The 17,702-nt window shown below is 45.8% G+C and carries 11 protein-coding genes, 4 tRNA genes and 3 rRNA genes; 5 read left to right on the top strand and 13 right to left on the bottom strand.

The features are described from left to right. The first annotated feature begins 161 nt into the window (after window positions 1-161). Together ppk1 and ppx are read left to right on the top strand one after the other, a co-directional pair. Window positions 162-2,252 (top strand): polyphosphate kinase 1, encoded by a 2,091-nt coding sequence (ppk1, locus tag H9L11_RS09695; RefSeq protein ID WP_005381748.1) that lies wholly within the window; start codon window positions 162-164, stop codon window positions 2,250-2,252. After that, window positions 2,236-3,741, top strand: coding sequence for an exopolyphosphatase (ppx, locus tag H9L11_RS09690; protein ID WP_064376917.1), 1,506 nt, complete (start codon window positions 2,236-2,238; stop codon window positions 3,739-3,741). The genes ppk1 and ppx overlap by 17 nt, the downstream gene beginning before the upstream one ends. Window positions 3,742-3,775: 34 nt before the next feature. On the opposite strand, the gene H9L11_RS09685 is transcribed toward ppx, so the two are convergent. Genes H9L11_RS09685 through phoB form a run of 3 tightly spaced genes read right to left on the bottom strand, consistent with a single transcriptional unit; the run spans window position 3,776 to window position 6,763 of the window. Continuing rightward, window positions 3,776-4,735 (bottom strand): phosphate ABC transporter substrate-binding protein PstS family protein, encoded by a 960-nt coding sequence (locus H9L11_RS09685; RefSeq protein WP_064376918.1) that lies wholly within the window; start codon window positions 4,733-4,735, stop codon window positions 3,776-3,778. Further along, complete coding sequence (gene phoR, locus H9L11_RS09680; RefSeq protein WP_172563366.1) at window positions 4,735-6,033, bottom strand: phosphate regulon sensor histidine kinase PhoR; 1,299 nt, start codon at window positions 6,031-6,033, stop codon at window positions 4,735-4,737. The genes H9L11_RS09685 and phoR overlap by 1 nt, the downstream gene beginning before the upstream one ends. 40 nt (window positions 6,034-6,073) lie before the next feature. Next, window positions 6,074-6,763 carry a phosphate regulon transcriptional regulator PhoB gene (phoB, locus tag H9L11_RS09675; protein ID WP_005381752.1) on the bottom strand — a complete coding sequence of 230 codons (690 nt, stop codon included), beginning with the start codon at window positions 6,761-6,763 and terminating at the stop codon, window positions 6,074-6,076. A 224-nt stretch (window positions 6,764-6,987) separates the two neighbouring features. On the opposite strand from phoB, the gene rdgC reads away from it, so the two are divergent. From rdgC to H9L11_RS09660, 3 genes are all read left to right on the top strand, one after another. Then, complete coding sequence (rdgC, locus tag H9L11_RS09670) at window positions 6,988-7,902, top strand: recombination-associated protein RdgC (RefSeq protein ID WP_064376920.1); 915 nt, start codon at window positions 6,988-6,990, stop codon at window positions 7,900-7,902. A 165-nt stretch (window positions 7,903-8,067) separates the two neighbouring features. Beyond that, entirely contained in the window at window positions 8,068-9,468 is a 1,401-nt protein-coding gene (yegQ, locus tag H9L11_RS09665; RefSeq protein WP_064376921.1) for a tRNA 5-hydroxyuridine modification protein YegQ, read from the top strand. A gap of 2 nt (window positions 9,469-9,470) precedes the next feature. Next, window positions 9,471-9,725, top strand: coding sequence for a YfhL family 4Fe-4S dicluster ferredoxin (locus tag H9L11_RS09660; RefSeq protein ID WP_005381763.1), 255 nt, complete (start codon window positions 9,471-9,473; stop codon window positions 9,723-9,725). A 42-nt stretch (window positions 9,726-9,767) separates the two neighbouring features. Here H9L11_RS09660 and H9L11_RS09655 read toward each other — a convergent pair whose 3' ends face one another. The 10 genes from H9L11_RS09655 to H9L11_RS09610 all read right to left on the bottom strand — a co-directional run bounded on the left by H9L11_RS09655 (window position 9,768) and on the right by H9L11_RS09610 (window position 17,547). Beyond that, entirely contained in the window at window positions 9,768-10,076 is a 309-nt protein-coding gene (locus H9L11_RS09655) for a hypothetical protein (RefSeq protein ID WP_005381765.1), read from the bottom strand. Between the two features lie 323 nt (window positions 10,077-10,399). Beyond that, on the bottom strand, window positions 10,400-11,236 hold the full coding sequence (gene mepA, locus H9L11_RS09650) for a penicillin-insensitive murein endopeptidase (protein ID WP_205390721.1): 837 nt from the start codon (window positions 11,234-11,236) through the stop codon (window positions 10,400-10,402). Between the two features lie 12 nt (window positions 11,237-11,248). After that, window positions 11,249-11,581, bottom strand: coding sequence for a DUF1904 domain-containing protein (locus H9L11_RS09645; protein ID WP_005381768.1), 333 nt, complete (start codon window positions 11,579-11,581; stop codon window positions 11,249-11,251). 496 nt (window positions 11,582-12,077) lie between these two features. Further along, window positions 12,078-12,154: transfer RNA gene (locus tag H9L11_RS09640), tRNA-Trp, on the bottom strand. A gap of 35 nt (window positions 12,155-12,189) precedes the next feature. Next, window positions 12,190-12,266: transfer RNA gene (locus tag H9L11_RS09635), tRNA-Asp, on the bottom strand. 77 nt (window positions 12,267-12,343) lie between these two features. Beyond that, a 5S ribosomal RNA gene (rrf, locus tag H9L11_RS09630) occupies window positions 12,344-12,460 on the bottom strand. Window positions 12,461-12,552: 92 nt separating this feature from the next. After that, a 23S ribosomal RNA gene (locus H9L11_RS09625) occupies window positions 12,553-15,443 on the bottom strand. A 294-nt stretch (window positions 15,444-15,737) separates the two neighbouring features. Next, window positions 15,738-15,813: transfer RNA gene (locus H9L11_RS09620), tRNA-Glu, on the bottom strand. A 10-nt stretch (window positions 15,814-15,823) separates the two neighbouring features. Next, window positions 15,824-15,899: transfer RNA gene (locus tag H9L11_RS09615), tRNA-Ala, on the bottom strand. A gap of 95 nt (window positions 15,900-15,994) precedes the next feature. Next, window positions 15,995-17,547: ribosomal RNA gene (locus H9L11_RS09610) — 16S ribosomal RNA — on the bottom strand. The 16S, 23S and 5S rRNA genes sit together here with 4 tRNA genes alongside, the layout of an rRNA operon. Window positions 17,548-17,702 lie beyond the last annotated feature (155 nt).

The raw sequence follows: 17,702 nt of genomic DNA, 5'->3' as shown, positions 1-17,702 counted from the left end.
ATGACAATTATATTACAGATCACATTAAACACCTGAAAAGAATACAACTCTTATGCAATGCGTGGTATGAAATAAATCTGTAATGAAAATCTCATAATGTTCTCACTCATCCATTTTTCCAAGATGAGTACGTATTACTTCACTTTTGGCTAGGTAAGGTTATGAGCGCAGAAAAACTATATATAGAAAAAGAGCTGAGTTGGTTGTCTTTCAACGAACGAGTATTACAAGAAGCTGCCGATAAAACCGTCCCTTTGATCGAACGTATTCGCTTTCTTGGGATCTTTTCCAACAATTTAGATGAATTTTACAAAGTACGCTTTGCGGACGTGAAGCGCAGAATCCTAATCAGCCAAGAGCGCGGTGGCAGTGATAGCCCTAAACGACTGTTAACCAAAATGCAGTCGAAAGCACTAAAGCTTAACGAACAATTTGATGAGCTTTACAGCGAATTGATTCGAGAAATGGCACGACGTCGCATTTTCTTGGTCAACGAACAACAACTGGATGAATCGCAACAAAAGTGGATCGCAAAATACTTCCGTAGAGAGGTAATGCCGCATATCACTCCCCTCCTAATGAAAGACGAGATCGATGTTCTGCAATTTCTCAAAGACGAGTACGCTTACATCGCCGTAGAACTGCGTAAAGAAGAACATTACCAGTACGCTCTGATCGAAATTCCGACCGATCACCTTCCCCGCTTTGTGATGGTACCAGAACAGAAAGGAAAGCGTCGAAAAACCATCATCTTACTTGATAATATTATCCGCCACTGTTTGGACGAGCTGTTCAAAGGCTTTTTTGATTATGATGAGCTTAGCGGCTATGCGATGAAAATGACGCGTGACGCTGAATACGATTTACGCAATGAAATCGAGTACAGCTTGCTTGAACAAATGTCAGAGGGTGTCAATCAGCGACTGACAGCAAAGCCCGTTCGCTTCGTCTACGAACGCGATATGCCGCCTCAAATGTTAGAGTTTCTGTGTAACAAACTTAATATCTCTAACTACGATAACCTTATCCCCGGCGGACGCTATCACAACTTTAAAGACTTCATCGGCTTTCCAAATGTTGGACGAGAATATCTTGAAAATAAACCTCTCCCGCCAATGAAATGTGCCGATTTCGAAGGTTATGCCAACAGCTTTGACGCGATTAAAGCGAAAGATATTCTGCTCTATTATCCCTACCACACTTTTGACCATATTAGTGAGTTAGTGCGCCAAGCCTCCTTCGATCCCAAAGTACTTAGTATCAAGATTAACATTTATCGCGTCGCGAAAGATTCTCGCTTGATGAACTCTTTAATTGATGCGGTGCACAACGGCAAAAATGTCACTGTGGTCGTCGAACTGCAAGCTCGCTTTGATGAAGAAGCCAATATCGAATGGTCAAAAGTATTAACCGAAGCGGGTGTGCACGTCATCTTTGGTGCGCCTGGTCTTAAGATTCACTCAAAGCTACTGATGATTAGCCGCCGCGAAGGTGAAGAAATTATTCGCTACGCACACATCGGCACAGGCAACTTCCATGAGAAGACGGCACGAATTTATACCGACTTCTCCCTGCTTACGGCAGATCAAGAAATCACTAATGAAGTCCGTAATGTCTTCGGTTACATTGAGAATCCATACCGACCAGTGAAGTTCAATCACCTTATGGTATCTCCTCGTAATTCTCGAACCCAAATCTACCGCTTAATTGATAATGAAATTGCGAATGCCAAGCTAGGGAAAAAAGCCGCTCTTACGATCAAGGTCAATAACCTAGTCGATAAAGGCATCGTCAATAAGCTTTATGGAGCAAGTACTTCCGGTGTAAAAATAAACATGATCATTCGAGGTATGTGCTCATTAGTACCGGGCATTGAGGGGATCAGCGACAATATTCGCATCATCAGTATTGTTGACCGCTTTCTTGAGCACCCTCGCGTGGTGATCACCCACAATGATGGCGATCCGCAAGTTTATATCTCCTCCGCAGACTGGATGACAAGAAATATTGATCACCGTATCGAGGTAGCAGTACCAGTCCGTGATCCACGTTTGAAACAGAGAATTATTGATATAACGAATATCCATTTTACCGATACAGTAAAGGCTCGTTTAATAGATAAAGAAATGAGTAACGCTTACGTACCACGAGGTAATCGCAAAAAAGTTCGCTCTCAAATCGCTATCTATGACTATCTTAAAAATATAGAAAAGCAAACTAGAAAACAAAATTCAGATGCCTCAAATACTTGAACAAGATACTCGCTACATTGCCGCGATAGACCTCGGCTCAAACAGTTTCCATATGGTGGTGGCCAAAGTTGTTGGCAGTGACCTACAACTGGTTAGTCGTCATAAACAACGTGTTCGCTTAGCATCAGGACTCGACAGTGAAATGAACTTAAGTCACGCCGCAATGGAGCGTGCGCTAGAATGCTTAGCCATGTTCGCTGAGAGGCTGCAAGGGCTTGATGAGTCAAATGTACGTATCGCCGCCACACACACACTAAGACGCGCTAAAAATGCCCACCTTTTCATCGAGCGTGCGAAAGAAGTGATGCCTTTCCCGATAGAAATTATCCCTGGAGAAGAAGAAGCCCGCCTGATTTACTTAGGCGTCGCGCACACTCAAGTAGAATCCAACTCCAAACTAGTCATCGATATCGGAGGCGGCAGTACCGAAATGATTATTGGACAAGAATTTGAGCCTGAGCTTCTCAACAGTAAACAGATGGGATGTGTCAGTTTTACAGAGCAATACTTTAAAAACGGCAAACTGTCAGGAAAAAACTTCAGCAAGGCGATGTTAGCTGCCGAACAAAAACTCGAGTCCATCGCTTCAACATATCGTAAAAAGGGCTGGGATATTGCCCTCGGCTCATCAGGAACCATCAAGGCGATTCAAGAAGTGCTAGTAGGATTAGGTTTTGAAGATGGCCTGATCACAGCGAGTCGACTGGATACACTTATCGAAACTCTGTGTAAATTTGATTCCATTGAAGATATTGAGCTGGCGGGTCTAACAGAAGAACGTAAACCCGTATTCGCAGCAGGCGTAGCGATTTTGTCCGCGATTTTCAAAGCGCTTCGCATTGAGCAAATGTTTTTCTCCGATGGTGCTCTACGCGAAGGCCTGTTGTACGAAATGGAAGAACGTTTCGCACGCTCCGATATTCGCATGCGCACCACAGAAAATTTAGCCAACAAGCACCGAGTCGACTTAGAGCATGCCGCTCGTGTTAAGGGGCATGCACGTGAGATGTTATGTCAGGTACGCTCTGAACTAGGCATTAAGAAAAAGAGTGAGTTATTTGACTTACTAGAATGGGCAGCGTTGCTTCATGAAGTCGGATTAAGTATCAACTTGCGTAGTTTCCATCGCCACTCTTTTTATATTCTGTTGCACTCCACCCTACAAGGTTTCAACCGTGAGCAGCAATTAGTGCTTGCAACATTAGCTCGCTTCCAGCGTAAAGCGCTCAAATTGCAAGAACTACCAGATTTCAACCTCTATAAACAGAGTGACGTTATAAGCCTCATCAAAATATTACGACTTTCTATCGTATTAAATGGGCAGCGTAATGAAGATCCATTGCCTGATATCACCTTATCTATCAAAAATGACGAATGGATTCTCACATGCACAGATGAAGCATGGCTAGAAAACAATAAATTACTTCACGCGGATTTACAGGAAGAACAAGAACGTTGGGACAGCGCGAAGTGGACACTCACTTTCTGATCTCGTACTCTTCATACCTAAATAAAAAGTCGGCTTACAGGCCGACTTTTTTTAACTCTTCTTCTGCAAAGTCTGCCGTAATGGGCACATAACCATCTTTCTCAACCAACGCTTGTCCCTGAGCAGAAAAGATAAAGCGAATAAACTCAGCTTCAATTGGTGTTAATGGGTAATCAGGGTGCTTATTCACGTAAACATATAAGTAACGTGATAGTGGGTACTTACCACTAACAATATGTTCTCGCGTTGGAGTCACGTAGTCATTTCCCATTTTAGCCACAGGGACTAAGCGCACGCCTGCCACTCGATAACCGACACCGGAATAACCAATTCCACTGATGGTTGACGCTACAGCTTGCACAACTGACGCGGAGCCTGGCTGCTCGTTAACTCGAGTCTTGAAATCGCCGCCACACAATGCATTACTTTTGAAGTAACCATAAGTTCCAGAAACGGAGTTACGACCAAACAACTGGACGTTTCGCTTTGCCCACTGTGATTCAAGACCGAGTTGCTGCCAGTTTGTTACAAATTGACTTTCACCACAGCGTAGCGTGGCAGAAAACAAAGCATCTAATTGACTAAAGTTAAGCCCTTGAATTGGATTATCTTGATGAACAAAAATACCGATTGCATCGATGGCTACCCTAAGCGCCGTTGGCTTGTAGCCATGTTCACGTTCAAACGCTTCAACCTCTCTTAAACGCATAGGGCGGCTCATGGGACCAAACTGAGCTGTTTGTTCAGTCAATGCTGGAGGGGCAGTAGAAGAGCCAGACGCTTGGACTTGCGCATTAATATTCGGGTAAATGGATTTAAACTCTTCAACCCAAAGCGTTGTCATACCCGCAAGTGTATCGGAGCCAACAGAGAGCAAGTTCCCGACAATCCCCGTCGTTTTATGATAAGTCGGCAATGGTTTATCTTGAGCGCCAGCCATACAGGAACAAACAAGCGCGAATAAACTGAATGTTTTTGCCAATCGTAAAGCCATTATTTCACCACCAAACGCTCAGGCAATACGAAAGAAAACTTACTACCCACGCCTACTTCACTGTGAATTTCTAAATGAGAGTCATGGTGACTCAGCGCGTGTTTTACAATGGCAAGCCCTAAACCACTTCCACCAGTATCACGTGATCTTGCTTTATCCACTCGATAAAAGCGCTCGGTAAGTCGGTGTAGGTGCTGAGGTTCAATACCATCACCACTATCTTCCACCTCTAAGCATGCGCCTTGAGAGGTCTGGAACCAACGAACATTAATGTTCGCACCAGGTGGTGTGTATTTGACGGCATTATAAACGAGGTTAGAGATAGCACTACGTAACTGGTCATCATCGCCCAGCACGCGTAGGCTAGCATCAACATCAAATTTCAATTGATGTTGGTTGTCCCCACTAAGGCTAACCGCCTCTTTTTCTAACACTTCAAGCATCGCGGGCACATTCACGACTTCCTCAAGCTCATGCATAGGTGCCGCTTCAATTTTAGATAGTGTCAGTAGTTGGTTCACCAAACTGTTCATGCGGTTAAGCTGCTCCGTCATGACACCATGAGCTTTGCTCCACATTGGACCCACGACCATATCAGGGTCTTCAGTCATCTCCAAATAACCTTGTAGCACCGTCATTGGTGTACGCAGTTCATGAGATACGTTGGCAAAGAAGTTGCGACGCATTCCCTCAAGTTGTTTTAATTGGCTCACATCACGCACTACCATCAAGTGCTCACCCTCGGTATACGGTACGATACGCAATTCCAGCATGCGTTCGACGTTGAGTGGTGAACGCATTTCTAATGGCTCTGAGAAGTCTTTCTTGTTGAGGTACTTGATAAAATCAGGTGTACGAATGAGATTGGAGATAGGTTGACCTGAATCTTCTGGCCAATGGAAGCCCAGTAAGTGCTGAGCCAGCTTGTTGCACCAAACAATATTTCCTTCAGCACGGAATACCACTACCGCATCGGGTAGCGATTCTGCACCATTTCGGAATCGACGAATAAGATTAGTAAGTTCTTTTCGTTTGCGGCGTTGGCGCTGTTGTAAGCGATACAACCCATTGAACAAAGATTCCCAGTTACCGCTACCTGACGGTGGCGTGAGGCGTTTTTCATCCCATAACCAAGAAGATAAACGTACTTGGTTATGCAAATGCCACACAAGCTGCAATGCCGTAGCAGCCAAAAGCAACCACGGCATATAACCGAATATCCAACCTACTATCACCCATGGGGTGTAAAAAAAAGCCAGCTCCCAAGCCAGCTTTTTCCACGTTAATCTTTCAACCACTCATAACTCCAGAAATGGTACCGATAAGCTGCGTGTTCATTTATGCCTTCGTCGAGAAGCGGTATCCAGCACCACGAACAGTTTGGATCAGCTTATCATGCCCTGCAGCTTCCAATGCTTTACGCAGGCGGCGAATGTGAACATCGACCGTACGGTCTTCGACATACACGTTAGTGCCCCAAACATTGTTTAATAGCTGCTCACGGCTGTATACGCGTTCTTGATGCGTCATGAAAAAATGAAGCATCTTAAATTCTGTTGGACCCATGTCTAATGGCGCATCATTAGCCGTAACACGGTGCGATACAGGGTCAAGCTTCAATCCCTGTACATCAATTACATCTTCTAGTGCAGTCGGGGTAACGCGACGAATCACCGCTTTTAAGCGTGCAACCAACTCTTTAGGAGAGAATGGCTTGGTAATGTAGTCATCCGCACCGACTTCTAAACCGCGCACTTTATCTTCTTCTTCACCACGAGCGGTAAGCATCACAACTGGAATGTTGCGCGTTAATTCCTCTCGCTTCATATGTTTGATGAAGTTAATGCCACTACCGCCTGGTAACATCCAATCCAGTAAAACTAAATCAGGGAAGGGTTCAGCCAGTTTGGTTACTGCAGTATCGTAATCTTCCGCTTCTACCGCTTGGTAACCTTTCTGCTCAAGTACGAAGCACAGCATTTCGCGAATAGGAGCTTCGTCTTCAACAACCAGAATCCTTCTAGACATAATTGAGTAACCTTATGTTCGTTGAGCTAATGAATTTAAGAGACAAAGCGCCTCTCTTTGCATAAGCATTATCACTACCAATTATGACACTTTTGTGACCTTTGAAAACAAATTTTCATATAACTTTCTTTTGAGGTTCATTCGGATATTTTTCATTTCTATTAAGACATCAGCACAAAAATTCCCTATGATTAGTCCCTTGTCATCAAGCCTAGAGAAGATTTATGTGGTTTAAAAACTGTCTGGTATACCGCGTTAACCGCGAGGTTACTTTTAACGCCGAACAACTAGAAACTCAGCTGTCTGAATTCCGATTCACCCCGTGTGGCAGTCAAGACAAACAGAAATTTGGCTGGGTCAGTGCAATGGGTAGACATGGCGATATGATGACTCACGTGTCAGAAAACCGCATTCTGATTTGCGCCAAGAAAGAAGAGAAAATGCTACCTACCTCTGTGATCAAAGAATCATTGAATGCAAAAGTAGAAGCAATGGAAGCGCAAGAAGGTCGTCCTCTGAAGAAGAAAGAGAAAGACAATCTGAAAGATGACATCGTAATGGATTTACTGCCGCGCGCATTCAGCCGCAGCAGCCACACTCACGTGCTCATCATGCCAAAAGAAGGTTTTATCCTTGTTGATGCAAGCAGCTATAAAAAAGCAGAAGATGTATTAGCATTGCTTCGTAAAACCATGGGTAGTCTACCTGTTGTTCCTGCTATTCCAGAAGTGGCGATTGAAACTACGCTAACCGAGTGGGTGAAAAGCGGTGACACACCTCAAGGTATCAGCATAATGGACGAAGCTGAGCTAAAATCCGTACTTGAAGAAGGTGGTGTGATTCGCTGTAAGAAGCAAGAGCTAACCACTGATGAAATCCGCAACCACATCGCTGCGGATAAAGTCGTGACGAAACTTGCGCTTAATTGGCAAGATCGTATTGAGTTCATTATGACGGAAGATGCGGGCATCAAACGTCTAAAATTCTCTGATGAATTGAAAGATCAAAACGATGATATTCCACGTGAAGATCAAGCAGCTCGATTTGATGCAGACTTCTCTCTAATGTGTGGAGAGTTCAGTGCTTTCCTTCCCAACCTATACGACGCGCTAGGCGGCTTACCGAATCCTAACGCATAATATTGTATAAAGGTTAACCATAACGCCCTCACTTTTTTTGAGGGTGTTTTTCTATCTGAAGCACAATTACCCTAGTCACAGTTCACATTTTGACGTAAAATTTGCGCCCCATTTCCATTAGGTGGAATTGGCCTGACTTGTGATCAGATAAAAGAGAATTGAGCAATGACAACTGAGAAAGCATTCGTGCCTGAGCTACTATCTCCAGCGGGCAGCCTGAAAAACATGCGTTACGCATTCGCCTACGGGGCAGATGCAGTTTACGCTGGCCAACCTCGCTACAGCCTTCGCGTACGTAACAACGAGTTTAACCACGAGAACCTAAAAATCGGTATCGATGAAGCCCACACCCTAGGCAAAAAGCTTTATGTGGTATGTAACATTCAACCACACAACTCGAAGCTAAAAACGTTCATCCGTGATCTTAAGCCAATCGTAGAGATGGGTCCTGACGCATTGATCATGTCAGATCCAGGCCTAATTATGATGGTTCGTGAAGCTTTCCCAGAAATGCCAATTCACCTTTCTGTACAAGCAAACGCTGTAAACTGGGCGACCGTTAAGTTCTGGGCAGCGAATGGCGTGGAACGTGTGATCGTTTCTCGCGAGCTGTCTCTAGAAGAAATCGAAGAAATTCGTGAGCATTGCCCTGAAACTGAGCTTGAAGTATTCGTTCACGGTGCATTATGCATGGCTTACTCAGGTCGTTGCCTACTTTCTGGCTATATCAACAAACGTGACCCTAACCAAGGCACTTGCACTAACGCATGCCGCTGGGAATACAAAGTTGAAGAGGGTAAAGAAAACGACGCTGGTGATATCGTAGAGAAATTCGACCCGACTGAAGCACAGCCTGTCGAAGTACAAGACGAGCGCCCTGAAACCACAATTGGTCGCGGCAAACCAACAGATGAAGTAGTTCTGCTTTCTGAAGCGCACCGTCCAGAAGAAAAAATGGCGGCTTACGAAGATGAGCATGGTACTTACATCATGAACTCTAAAGACCTACGAGCGGTTCAGCACGTTGAACGCTTAACTAAGATGGGTGTTCACTCATTGAAAATTGAAGGTCGTACTAAATCGTTCTACTACTGCGCACGTACCGCTCAAGTTTATCGTAAAGCAATTGATGATGCTGTAGCAGGTCGACCATTCGATGAAAGCCTAATGGGTACACTAGAAAGCCTAGCTCACCGTGGCTACACTGAAGGCTTCCTACGCCGTCATACACACGATACTTACCAAAACTACGATTACGGTTACTCAGTCTCTGATGCTCAACAGTTTGTTGGTGAATTCACTGGCAAACGTCGTGGTGACATGGCTGAAGTAGAAGTAAAAAATAAGTTTCTTGTCGGTGATAGCCTTGAGCTAATGACGCCAAAAGGCAATATTGTTTTCACGCTAGAGGCAATGGAAAACCGCAAATCAGAGTCTATTGAAGACGCGAAAGGAAACGGTCACTTTGTATTCATTCCAGTACCAGCAGAGCTAGATTTAGAATATGGCCTATTAATGCGTAATCTAAACTCAGGGCAGGACACCCGTAACCCGACTGGTAAGTAACCATGGCCTTGCTCATTACTGATAAATGCATTAACTGCGACATGTGTGATCCCGAATGCCCCAATGGGGCAATCAGTATGGGAGAGAGCATTTTCGAAATTGATCCAGCGCTATGTACAGAGTGTAAGGGGCATTACGAAAAGCCGACCTGTCAGTCAGTGTGTCCAATTACAAAATGCATAATCACTGATCCGAACCATGTCGAAACTGAAGAGCAGTTGCTTGAAAAATTCGTGATTATTCAAGGGTTAGCATAAGAGCAATTAGGTTCAACTTTGACATCAAAGTTGAACCTTTTCTCAACCTGATTTTTCAATAGGGATAATATTGCAGAATAGCTCTTTTTCAAAATGATACTCTAGTCTCTCACGCCAATTTTCCGCTTGAGAAACAGGTATTAAATAAAAGTTTTCTCGGCTCGTATCAGTAACGAAAGCCATTCCATATTGCATCAGCTCATAATGCACATCATTAACAAAACCCGGATCAAGGCGTTGACGCCCAGTCAGGTGATTCACATCCTCTCGAGTCAAAGAGACTCCTTTAGTATCACTGCTAAATCTGTGTCTTAACCACTCTGCAAATTCTTTTGCACAAATCATAGTCATGGTTTTGTCCTTGATTTACTCTTCTAACAGGAAAAGGGCATATCCCTGCCTTACACACTTGTCTGCGTTGTTATCGCTTTTTAGCCAACTGACAGACATATTGCTAAGAAACCAGAGTATCGCGACGAAAGATCTTTTTCTAAACAGAGAAGTTACAACTTCCCCATACTACAACTCTTTGTTTAATTTAGATTTCTATAATATGTCCCCAAAACTAATTGGGTTAGTTTTTGTATTGGTACTATTCAATGTAGACAAAAGTATGATGTTTCTCCAGTTTCATAAAAGAGATCACCAAGTACAGATAAACCTGAAGAGTAACACTAATTAGGATTGATAAGCGGCAAGCATTGAGGTGGAACGACTTTTTTTCGTTTGGGCTTAGACGTTGTTTTTACCCGTGGAGGGATATCAATAGGTTTCGCTTTCGGGGCCCAACTTGCAAGCTCAGCACCGCAGCCATCGCCTACTGGAGGTGGTGATTGATCAACACAATAGTCTCTCGAATCAGGACAAGACAACCTGACGTGAAAGTGGTAATGATGCCCCCACCATGGACGCACTTTACGTAACCAAGAACGATCTTTGCCGTTTTCTTGCAAGCAAAGTTGCTCCTTAATAACAGGATGTACAAAAATTCGTGCAACATCCTTACTTTTTGAAGCGTACCGAATTAGTTTAAAGTGTCGTTCTTCCCAGCGATGATTAAGTATGGAATAACCTTTTAAATCCACCACACTCATGGGCTTAGGAAGTTGTAATTCGTTATAAGAAAGCGGTTGGTCAGCAAGTCTTAACCAAATATCGATATCTAACCCGGTTTGATGACTAGAATGACCAGAGGAGAACCTTCCACCTCTAGGTAAAGACAAATCACCAATCAGCAGAGTGGTGTTGAGATTTTGGTGAGCTTTAAGCGCCAGATTTTCAATAAACTCTATCGTTTTAGGGTGCCCATAGTAGCGCTTCGTTTTACTACGTAAGACTTGATAACCAACGCCATCGAGAGGCAAGGGTAATGCACCATCTAAACAACCGTTAGCATAACTACCAATAGAGGAGGAAGAGTTTCGGGTAGGATTAACCGCAGACTCCCAAGGAGTAGAACATACTGAAGCTGAGAAACATAAACCCAAAGTTACAATGAAACTCTGCCTCATAGCCTTTAACCTTTAGTAGTGTTCGCCATTATCGTAATAAGCTTTAGGAGATAAGGCGGAAAAGATAACTGCAACATCAATATCGGCACCAGCGATACCGCGCACTTGTTGCGTAATAAGCTTGGCAACTTCATCTTGCACTTCCTGACCACGGTCGAACCAAAGCACTTCGACAAAAGGATATGCAGCACTCACCTCACCCTCATTGAAAAACGTAGTGTAGATATACTCAAAAGTAAAATCCTCACGCGGACAGTCCATTAGAGGCTGAAGTTCATCCGTAAGGGGTTTTGATAATGCCTGAACAGCTTGTGGCTCTACAGCACGGAATCGAAAATGTGGCATAAACTTACTTCCTAATTATTAGCATTAATGCATGATGATAACAGGAACCAAGTCAGTAATCATCCAAGTCAATGTAACCAGTAACTTTTCAATAAATTGTGAATCAGATGTGCTCGATAACGAAGAAAAAGTGTTATGAAATTCGAAGGTAAACCAGAAAGAACAAAGCGATACATCAACATTTAGTAATTACATTACTAGAAAATAAATCTACCTGAAGCAAAGGTATGCCATATTCGCTGGATAAACATACACCTGACATCGGAACTATACGTTAGAAATAAAAGACATATTCGTTAGAAATAAAAGAGCCCCTGACCTAAGCCAGAGCTTATGAACATGGGGGATAGGTGAAGTGGACCAATATCCCGGAGATATGAGCTTTCAATCCCCCGATACTTTGGTATCAGAGGAGTCGACAACTCTTCCAACTAGTCAGCTTCTCTTTTCTTCAGATGCAAAAAAGCCCCAGCATTACTGCTGAGGCTTCAGAGTATGGCAGGGGTGGAGAGATTCGAACTCCCAACACGCGGATTTGGAATCCGCTGCTCTGCCAATTGGAGCTACACCCCTGTAATTCGTGTTTATTGAGACGACCCTCAAATAAGTGGCGGAGTGGACGGGACTCGAACCCGCGACCCCCGGCGTGACAGGCCGGTATTCTAACCAACTGAACTACCACTCCGCAGTGGTATCACTCGCTTTAATAAGCAAGCGTCCGCTTTTGTCTTCACTTTTCGAAAAAGTGAAAATAAAACTAAAGCCTGGCGATGTCCTACTCTCACATGGGGAAGCCCCACACTACCATCGGCGCTATTTCGTTTCACTTCTGAGTTCGGCATGGAAATCAGGTGGGTCCAAAACGCTATGGTCGCCAAGCAAATTCTTTAATTCGGAAAGCTGTGTTTAATTCTCGTTCTTACACATTCAATGTTCTTTCATTGAGTCCATCAAAACCCCTTGGGTGTTGTATGGTTAAGCCTCACGGGCAATTAGTACAGGTTAGCTCAACGCCTCACAACGCTTACACACCCTGCCTATCAACGTCGTAGTCTACGACAACCCTTTAGGATACTTAAAGTATCAGGGAGAACTCATCTCAAGGCTCGCTTCCCGCTTAGATGCTTTCAGCGGTTATCGATCCCGAACTTAGCTACCGGGCAATGCGTCTGGCGACACAACCCGAACACCAGAGGTTCGTCCACTCCGGTCCTCTCGTACTAGGAGCAGCCCCTTTCAATTCTCCAACGCCCACGGCAGATAGGGACCGAACTGTCTCACGACGTTCTAAACCCAGCTCGCGTACCACTTTAAATGGCGAACAGCCATACCCTTGGGACCGACTTCAGCCCCAGGATGTGATGAGCCGACATCGAGGTGCCAAACACCGCCGTCGATATGAACTCTTGGGCGGTATCAGCCTGTTATCCCCGGAGTACCTTTTATCCGTTGAGCGATGGCCCTTCCATTCAGAACCACCGGATCACTATGACCTGCTTTCGCACCTGCTCGAATTGTCATTCTCGCAGTCAAGCGGGCTTATGCCATTGCACTAACCTCACGATGTCCAACCGTGATTAGCCCACCTTCGTGCTCCTCCGTTACGCTTTGGGAGGAGACCGCCCCAGTCAAACTACCCACCAGGCACTGTCCGCAACCCCGATAAGGGGTCGACGTTAGAACATCAACACTACAAGGGTGGTATTTCAAGTACGGCTCCACGCAATCTAGCGACTGCGTTTCAAAGCCTCCCACCTATCCTACACATGTAGGGTCAATGTTCAGTGCCAAGCTGTAGTAAAGGTTCACGGGGTCTTTCCGTCTAGCCGCGGGTACACTGCATCTTCACAGCGATTTCAATTTCACTGAGTCTCGGGTGGAGACAGCGTGGCCATCATTACGCCATTCGTGCAGGTCGGAACTTACCCGACAAGGAATTTCGCTACCTTAGGACCGTTATAGTTACGGCCGCCGTTTACCGGGGCTTCGATCAAGAGCTTCGACCGAAGTCTAACCCCATCAATTAACCTTCCGGCACCGGGCAGGCGTCACACCGTATACGTCATCTTGCGATTTTGCACAGTGCTGTGTTTTTAATAAACAGTTGCAGCCACCTGGTATCTGCGACTCTCAATAGCTCCATCCGCGAGGGACTTCACCGTCGAGAGCGTACCTTCTCCCGAAGTTACGGTACCATTTTGCCTAGTTCCTTCACCCGAGTTCTCTCAAGCGCCTTGGTATTCTCTACCCGACCACCTGTGTCGGTTTGGGGTACGATTCCTTACAATCTGAAGCTTAGAGGCTTTTCCTGGAAGCATGGCATCAATGACTTCACATCCGTAGATGCTCGACGTCGTGTCTCAGCCTTAAGAGAAACCGGATTTACCTAATTTCTCAGCCTACGCACTTGAACCTGGACAACCGTCGCCAGGCCCACCTAGCCTTCTCCGTCCCCCCATCGCAATTGTAAGAAGTACGGGAATATTAACCCGTTTCCCATCGACTACGCCTTTCGGCCTCGCCTTAGGGGTCGACTTACCCTGCCCCGATTAACGTTGGACAGGAACCCTTGGTCTTCCGGCGAGGAGGTTTTTCACCCCCTTTATCGTTACTCATGTCAGCATTCGCACTTCTGATACGTCCAGCATGCGTTACCACACACCTTCAACCGCTTACAGAACGCTCCCCTACCCAATATACAAAAGTATATTGCCGCAGCTTCGGTTTACTACTTAGCCCCGTTACATCTTCCGCGCAGGCCGACTCGACCAGTGAGCTATTACGCTTTCTTTAAATGATGGCTGCTTCTAAGCCAACATCCTGGCTGTCTGAGCCTTCCCACATCGTTTCCCACTTAGTAGTAATTTGGGACCTTAGCTGGCGGTCTGGGTTGTTTCCCTCTCCACGACGGACGTTAGCACCCGCCGTGTGTCTCCCGGATAGTACTTACTGGTATTCGGAGTTTGCAAAGGGTTGGTAAGTCGGGATGACCCCCTAGCCTTAACAGTGCTCTACCCCCAGTAGTATTCGTCCGAGGCGCTACCTAAATAGCTTTCGGGGAGAACCAGCTATCTCCAGGTTTGATTGGCCTTTCACCCCTAGCCACAAGTCATCCGCTAATTTTTCAACATTAGTCGGTTCGGTCCTCCAGTTGATGTTACTCAACCTTCAACCTGCCCATGGCTAGATCACCTGGTTTCGGGTCTATATCCAGAGACTGAACGCCCAGTTAAGACTCGGTTTCCCTACGGCTCCCCTAGATGGTTAACCTTGCCACTGAATATAAGTCGCTGACCCATTATACAAAAGGTACGCAGTCACAGGACAAAGCCTGCTCCTACTGCTTGTACGTACACGGTTTCAGGTTCTATTTCACTCCCCTCACAGGGGTTCTTTTCGCCTTTCCCTCACGGTACTGGTTCACTATCGGTCAGTCAGTAGTATTTAGCCTTGGAGGATGGTCCCCCCATATTCAGACAGGATATCACGTGTCCCGCCCTACTCGATTTCACTGAACACACGTCGTCAACTACGGGACTATCACCCTGTATCGTCGGCCTTTCCAGGCTGTTCGTCTAACGCGTGTAAAGCTTAAGGGCTAGTCCAATTTCGCTCGCCGCTACTTTCGGAATCTCGGTTGATTTCTTTTCCTCGGGGTACTTAGATGTTTCAGTTCCCCCGGTTCGCCCTGTTGAGCTACGTATTCACTCAACAGTAATACCTTATGGTATTGGGTTTCCCCATTCGGAAATCCCAGACTCAAATGGTTTTTACTACCTAATCTGGGCTTATCGCAAGTTAATACGTCCTTCATCGCCTCTGACTGCCAAGGCATCCACCGTGTACGCTTAGTCACTTAACCATACAACCCGAAGGAGTTTCGAGTTGATGTTCAAATCACCAAAGTTGTCTCTCATTATTTGAATGAGCGAGAGACATATCGATTTTGCCGGACTCAATTTCGAATAATCACTGTAAAAGTGATATTCCCAAGAACACTTGAATGTGTTTTTTGGTGTTTGTCATAAAGACAAACATTGAGAACTTTACAAACAAACTTAAAAGTTTGTTTTGTCAGCTTTCCAAATTGTTAAAGAGCTAATCACTTCTAATGAAGTAACCATTTTTAAAAGCACTCATTGAATGCGCTTAAAGATGGTATCCCGTAGGGGAGTCGAACCCCTGTTACCGCCGTGAAAGGGCGGTGTCCTAGGCCTCTAGACGAACGGGACACTGAGTATGTGGTGGAGCTAATCGGGATCGAACCGATGACCTCTTCGCTGCCAGCGAAGCGCTCTCCCAGCTGAGCTATAGCCCCACATAAATTGCTTCAGCATTTTATGCAGAACCAATTTTGCTCTGAAATTTAAACCATATCAATCTGTGTGGACACTCATCGCAATAATCATCGTTTAAGGAGGTGATCCAGCGCCAGGTTCCCCTAGCGCTACCTTGTTACGACTTCACCCCAGTCATGAACCACAAAGTGGTAAGCGTTCCCCCGAAGGTTAAACTACCTACTTCTTTTGCAGCCCACTCCCATGGTGTGACGGGCGGTGTGTACAAGGCCCGGGAACGTATTCACCGTGGCATTCTGATCCACGATTACTAGCGATTCCGACTTCATGGAGTCGAGTTGCAGACTCCAATCCGGACTACGACGCACTTTTTGGGATTCGCTCACTTTCGCAAGTTGGCCGCCCTCTGTATGCGCCATTGTAGCACGTGTGTAGCCCTACTCGTAAGGGCCATGATGACTTGACGTCGTCCCCACCTTCCTCCGGTTTATCACCGGCAGTCTCCCTGGAGTTCCCGACATTACTCGCTGGCAAACAAGGATAAGGGTTGCGCTCGTTGCGGGACTTAACCCAACATTTCACAACACGAGCTGACGACAGCCATGCAGCACCTGTCTCAGAGTTCCCGAAGGCACCAATCCATCTCTGGAAAGTTCTCTGGATGTCAAGAGTAGGTAAGGTTCTTCGCGTTGCATCGAATTAAACCACATGCTCCACCGCTTGTGCGGGCCCCCGTCAATTCATTTGAGTTTTAATCTTGCGACCGTACTCCCCAGGCGGTCTACTTAACGCGTTAGCTCCGAAAGCCACGGCTCAAGGCCACAACCTCCAAGTAGACATCGTTTACGGCGTGGACTACCAGGGTATCTAATCCTGTTTGCTCCCCACGCTTTCGCATCTGAGTGTCAGTATCTGTCCAGGGGGCCGCCTTCGCCACCGGTATTCCTTCAGATCTCTACGCATTTCACCGCTACACCTGAAATTCTACCCCCCTCTACAGTACTCTAGTCTGCCAGTTTCAAATGCTATTCCGAGGTTGAGCCCCGGGCTTTCACATCTGACTTAACAAACCACCTGCATGCGCTTTACGCCCAGTAATTCCGATTAACGCTCGCACCCTCCGTATTACCGCGGCTGCTGGCACGGAGTTAGCCGGTGCTTCTTCTGTCGCTAACGTCAAACAACGCCGCTATTAACGACGCCGCCTTCCTCACGACTGAAAGTACTTTACAACCCGAAGGCCTTCTTCATACACGCGGCATGGCTGCATCAGGCTTGCGCCCATTGTGCAATATTCCCCACTGCTGCCTCCCGTAGGAGTCTGGACCGTGTCTCAGTTCCAGTGTGGCTGATCATCCTCTCAGACCAGCTAGGGATCGTCGCCTTGGTGAGCCCTTACCTCACCAACTAGCTAATCCCACCTAGGCATATCCTGACGCGAGAGGCCCGAAGGTCCCCCTCTTTGGCCCGTAGGCATCATGCGGTATTAGCCATCGTTTCCAATGGTTATCCCCCACATCAGGGCAATTTCCTAGGCATTACTCACCCGTCCGCCGCTCGACGCCGTTATCGTTCCCCGAAGGTTCAGATAACTCGTTTCCGCTCGACTTGCATGTGTTAGGCCTGCCGCCAGCGTTCAATCTGAGCCATGATCAAACTCTTCAATTTAAGATTTTGTTCGGCTCAATGAATACTGAACATTACATAAGTAATGTTTGAATTGACTGTGCTGAATCCGAAGATTCAATGGTCACTTCGTATCATTGAAACCTAAATTGTTTCCGAAGAAACTATTTGGATTATCATCAACGAGTGCCCACACA

The sequence above is a fragment of the Vibrio sp. sp1 genome (assembly GCF_016920955.1).
GTDB lineage: Bacteria > Pseudomonadota > Gammaproteobacteria > Enterobacterales > Vibrionaceae > Vibrio > Vibrio alginolyticus.
The sequence above is the reverse complement of the archived record's forward strand: the minus strand, read 5'-3'. Positions and strand labels throughout refer to the sequence as shown.